Annotated in this window: 7 protein-coding genes and 1 other RNA gene; 2 read left to right on the top strand and 6 right to left on the bottom strand. The window is 59.1% G+C overall.

The window, feature by feature from the left end:
- The 5 genes from JCM15831_RS15075 to JCM15831_RS15090 all read right to left on the bottom strand — a co-directional run.
- Positions 1 to 800: TIGR00282 family metallophosphoesterase (locus tag JCM15831_RS15075; protein ID WP_025824886.1), on the bottom strand; the 800-nt coding region annotated here is incomplete at its 3' end.
- Positions 797 to 1,372 carry a 5-formyltetrahydrofolate cyclo-ligase gene (locus JCM15831_RS15080; RefSeq protein ID WP_025824887.1) on the bottom strand — a complete coding sequence of 192 codons (576 nt, stop codon included), beginning with the start codon at positions 1,370 to 1,372 and terminating at the stop codon, positions 797 to 799. The genes JCM15831_RS15080 and JCM15831_RS15075, both read right to left, overlap by 4 nt.
- Before the next feature lie 3 nt (positions 1,373 to 1,375).
- Positions 1,376 to 1,532: non-coding RNA, 6S RNA (ssrS, locus tag JCM15831_RS21245), on the bottom strand.
- A gap of 10 nt (positions 1,533 to 1,542) precedes the next feature.
- On the bottom strand, positions 1,543 to 1,884 hold the full coding sequence (locus tag JCM15831_RS15085; protein ID WP_025824888.1) for a cell division protein ZapA: 342 nt from the start codon (positions 1,882 to 1,884) through the stop codon (positions 1,543 to 1,545).
- A gap of 2 nt (positions 1,885 to 1,886) precedes the next feature.
- Positions 1,887 to 2,102, bottom strand: a complete 216-nt coding sequence (locus JCM15831_RS15090; RefSeq protein ID WP_025824889.1) for a hypothetical protein — start codon at positions 2,100 to 2,102, stop codon at positions 1,887 to 1,889.
- 52 nt (positions 2,103 to 2,154) lie between these two features.
- Here JCM15831_RS15090 and JCM15831_RS20685 point away from each other — a divergent pair, with 52 nt between their 5' ends.
- Positions 2,155 to 2,565, top strand: a complete 411-nt coding sequence (locus JCM15831_RS20685; RefSeq protein WP_156938934.1) for a hypothetical protein — start codon at positions 2,155 to 2,157, stop codon at positions 2,563 to 2,565.
- A 26-nt stretch (positions 2,566 to 2,591) separates the two neighbouring features.
- The gene (locus JCM15831_RS19685; protein WP_025824891.1) at positions 2,592 to 3,200 is read left to right on the top strand and encodes a thiamine phosphate synthase; all 609 of its coding nucleotides are present in this window, start codon (positions 2,592 to 2,594) and stop codon (positions 3,198 to 3,200) included.
- On the opposite strand, the gene JCM15831_RS15105 is transcribed toward JCM15831_RS19685, so the two are convergent.
- Positions 3,150 to 3,842, bottom strand: coding sequence for a fasciclin domain-containing protein (locus JCM15831_RS15105; RefSeq protein ID WP_198024367.1), 693 nt, complete (start codon positions 3,840 to 3,842; stop codon positions 3,150 to 3,152). The two genes, JCM15831_RS19685 and JCM15831_RS15105, sit on opposite strands and share 51 nt — an antisense overlap.
- Positions 3,843 to 3,998 lie beyond the last annotated feature (156 nt).

Raw genomic sequence — 3,998 nt, forward strand, 5'->3', positions numbered from 1 at the left:
CTAGGGCTCAAATGACCGCCAGATCTCACCGCTTCGATCCGTGTGGCCAAACCGGTCTTGTCATCAGTTTCGACAAACACACCGCAGACCGTTGCCTCACCCTCCGCAGGCTGAAGGCGCTCACCGGGCAGTTTGCGAACGAAGCGATAGAGAGAGGCCTCCTTCCCCATGCCAATCACGCTGTCATAATCGCCGCACATACCGGCATCGGTCTGATAGGCCGTCCCTTTGGATAGAATCCGGTAATCGGCAGTCGGCACATGGGTATGTGTTCCAACCACGAGCGATACCTTGCCGTCGAGATAATGCCCGAACGCCATTTTCTCACTTCCTGTCTCGGCATGCAGATCGACGATAATCGCATGCACGGTCATCCCAAGCTTGTGGCGTGACAGGAACTCACTCACCGCCCGAAACGGATCATCGAGCGGGTCCATGAATAAGCGACCCATGACATTGATCACCAGCACCTTACGGCCATTAGGCAGAACAATGACGTAAGCACCCTGCCCCGGCGTTCCTGGGGGGAAATTCAGGGGGCGGATGATGCGAGGCTCAGCATCAATCTCACGAAGCAGCTCCTTCTTGTCCCAGGCATGATTGCCGAGGGTGATGACATCCACACCAGAGCGGAACAGATCGGTCGCGATTGCCGATGAGAGTCCGAACCCGTGAGAAGCGTTTTCGCCATTCACGACAACGACGTCGAGTTTGAGCGATTCCCGCCATTCAGGCAGGCGTGCCATCACGGCCTCACGTCCTGACCGTCCGACAATATCTCCAAGAAAAAGTAGTCTCACCCTGTTCTGCCTTTCCCGGGCTGCCGCGCAATAAGCTCTCTCTCGGTCACGATCTGATCGAGAGGCTGGTCATAAGCCCCCGACGGGACCTGCGCCACCTCTTGCCAGGAAAAGGCAAAGCCAACCGCCTGACACCCCAAAGCGGCGAGGGTGCGGTCATAATAGCCTCCCCCATAGCCAAGGCGATTACCCGAACGATCGAAAGCAAGAAGCGGCACAAGAACCAGATCAGGCGTATCGAGCACCCCCTCTGGATGCATCGTTCCAAACCGACCGCACAGCATCGCACTCTCCGGTGTCCACTGACGGAAGAGAAGAGGATGTCCCTTGGGTGTTGTCTCCGGCAGCAGAACCGTACGGCCTGCCTCAGACAACAACGCGCAGAGCGGTCGCAAATCTGCCTCGCCGTGCAAGGGCCAGACACATCCGATTTTGAGGGAGGTATTTTCTTCCAGGATGAGGAGCGAAAGTCGCTCGATCAAACCATCCTGAGAGTCGGGGGAGATTTCATGCTCGGCCCTGCGCTGTCGCAGCGCACGGCGTAGAACCTGCTTTTCCTGGTCAATATTCATCGATGTGGAACCACCCTGGCCGTCGGTCTTTCAGCCCTCCCGGACCTGCTCACGCAGGTGGGTGCCAGTTATCATGACCACGATCACGACAGCGCCAGCTCCCTAAGGAAGTGCTTATCGGCCCAGGGGTTGAGTTGCCTGACGCACCGGGCAGTCCCACACCGCACTAGTTAGGGGCTCTCCAGCTCGGCTGCAATGCCTTCGGCACGTTCAGCGATCAAAATAAGCTTTTGCTCACGCACTTCGTTCTCGGCAATCAGACGATCGGCGCGCTGCACACGCTCACTTGTCGTGCTGGGCAGGATTTCCTGAGCCAGATCATGCAGCTCGTCTGCCATCAGAAGCGAGGCCATAACGAGCGTCCAGGCCTCACCGCCCTGAGTGCCGAGGCGGCGAACCCGGTCGATGCGACGCTCCACCTGTTTTGCAAGATCCTGAAGATAGCGCTCTTCGCCGTCATGGCAGCCAATGGTGTAGGAATACCCGTTAAGCCGTACCGTGATCTGACCCATGGCTATGCCTCGTCCTTGTCATCGAGCCGCGCAATCAGATCGCTGACACGCAGGCGTAACGCCTCTATATTCGCAGCAACAGGCTGCCAATCTGTCTGTTCGGCAACAGCCGGGCGGGAATGATGCAGGGCATACGCAATGCGATCTAGAGCCTCTTCGATCCGGTCCTCAGGTCTTGCAGTCTCGATCTGATCCGTCAAAACACCCTCATTATCCACACACGGTTTCCGCAAACCTCAAGGAAGCCTTTATCACCTTATGGGGTCAAGCATGAAGCCCGAGGATCATCTTCCCCGCAAAATCGTTACTCTCCACGACGCCTCGCTTCTGCCCCATCTTCCCGAGCCAGGTAAGGGACCGCCCTATGCTCTGATCCCGGCGCCTGGCCTCGGTCGCATCATGGGGTATCGCTGGTGGCAAACGCTCACCGCCCCCCTCGACGTCGTAGCAGTTTTCGACGCTGGCACCGCACCAGCCCTTGCTGCCTCTGCCCTCAGGGCAGGAGCCAGATGGGTCGTTTGCACCTGCCCCGGCCCGGCACAGGAAACCGTGCACGCTCTCGGAGTGCTCTGCGGTGGTCACGTTTTGACAAGCCGCCCCGACGCCCTCACTCTTGGCAGGCCACCCTATAACGCCTACCGGATCGGTCAGCTCTTACAGTATCTGGCGCAGGAAGACTGAGCGCCTCTTCTAACGGATTTTGCCCCATGCTGCCCTGCGAACTCTATCTGGTCACAAAGCCTGACTTCGATCCTGCCCGTGAGCTGGACGCGCTGGCAAAAGTGCTCGCGCGCTGGAAACCTGCGGCACTGCGTCTGAGCACGACCGACGAAACCCGGGCGCGACACTGTGTCAGCGCCATCCGTCAGACTGTCCAGTCTCATGGAACGGCCCTCATCCTGACGGACCTTCCTGCTTTGGCCCAGGAGCTGGGATGCGATGGTGTTCACCTGACGAGCAATCCGTCACGCTGTCTCACGGCACGTGAAGAGCTCGGTCGGGATCTGCAGCTGGGAGTGTCGTGCGGCACGAGCCGGGACGATGCCATGAATGCCGGCGAACTCGGCGCCGACTATATCGCCATCGCGCCGAACGCGACCGATCTGGTCACCTGGTGGTCGCAGATGATGGAACTGCCTGTCATCGCTGAGGATATCGAAACGGCAGAGCAGGCATTGGCCATGATCAAGCCAATGCCGATTTTCTCTCCATCCCCCTCAGCTTCGTCGACGCCGACGAAGCCGGAGCTGTGCTGGCAGCAATCGTCAGCCGCGCGGCAGAAGAATATCCTGGGTGATGTAAAGGGTCCCGTTTGATTGCGGGGCCCCATTCAACCAGAGCTTCACAACCCGACCTGTCATATTCGACAGAACGAACTGCCCCTTCGATCCGTCGCGCTGAACGATCAAACTCTCTCCCGAGAGCGTTTTAAGGGCGAGTCTATCCGTCTTCCTTCTGGTCATGGCTTTGTCGAGAGCCTTGGGCGACCAGTTCCCCCGCACGACCGTGAAGGCCAGAAGCTTCTTGAGCACCGCTGCATTCTGAGGGCTCATCAACCCGCCCGGCACCTGTGCCGCATAACGCTCGAACGGCTCATTCGGCTGGGCGAAAACCGTATAGGGCCCGTTACGCCCCAGAAGCGGAAACAGGCCTGTCTGACGCAACGCCTGTCGATAATCGGCAAGCTCGAGCGACGCCGAGATGTTCTCTGCAAGAGGCCGATCGTCGAAAGACAAGGTTGGCGGCTCGCTATACGCGACCGGGCTGGACGTCTCGGTCTTGGTCGAGGCGTGATACATATGAGAGCTGCTGACCGCAGGCATCTGCACTGCCGCCACAGAATTGGGATGCGGAAAGGGGTCTTGCCGCTTGCTGCTCTCACACCCGGTCAGTGCGAGAGCAGCAGCGCAACAGACGAGAGCTGACGCTCTTCTTGTTCTTCCAGAAACGCGCGTCATAAGGCTCAGCATCCATCCCCACGCATGGTCCAGCCAACCACATGTGTGTTGGTCAGCTCGAAGGTCGTCTGACAGCTGGTGTTATAATAGCTGGGAGGAAAGCCGCCGAAGCCGCCACCGCCCCAGCCGCCACCCCAACCACCATAACCGCCCCAG

The sequence above is a fragment of the Asaia astilbis JCM 15831 genome, assembly GCF_000613845.1.
Taxonomy (GTDB): Bacteria; Pseudomonadota; Alphaproteobacteria; order Acetobacterales; family Acetobacteraceae; genus Asaia; species Asaia astilbis.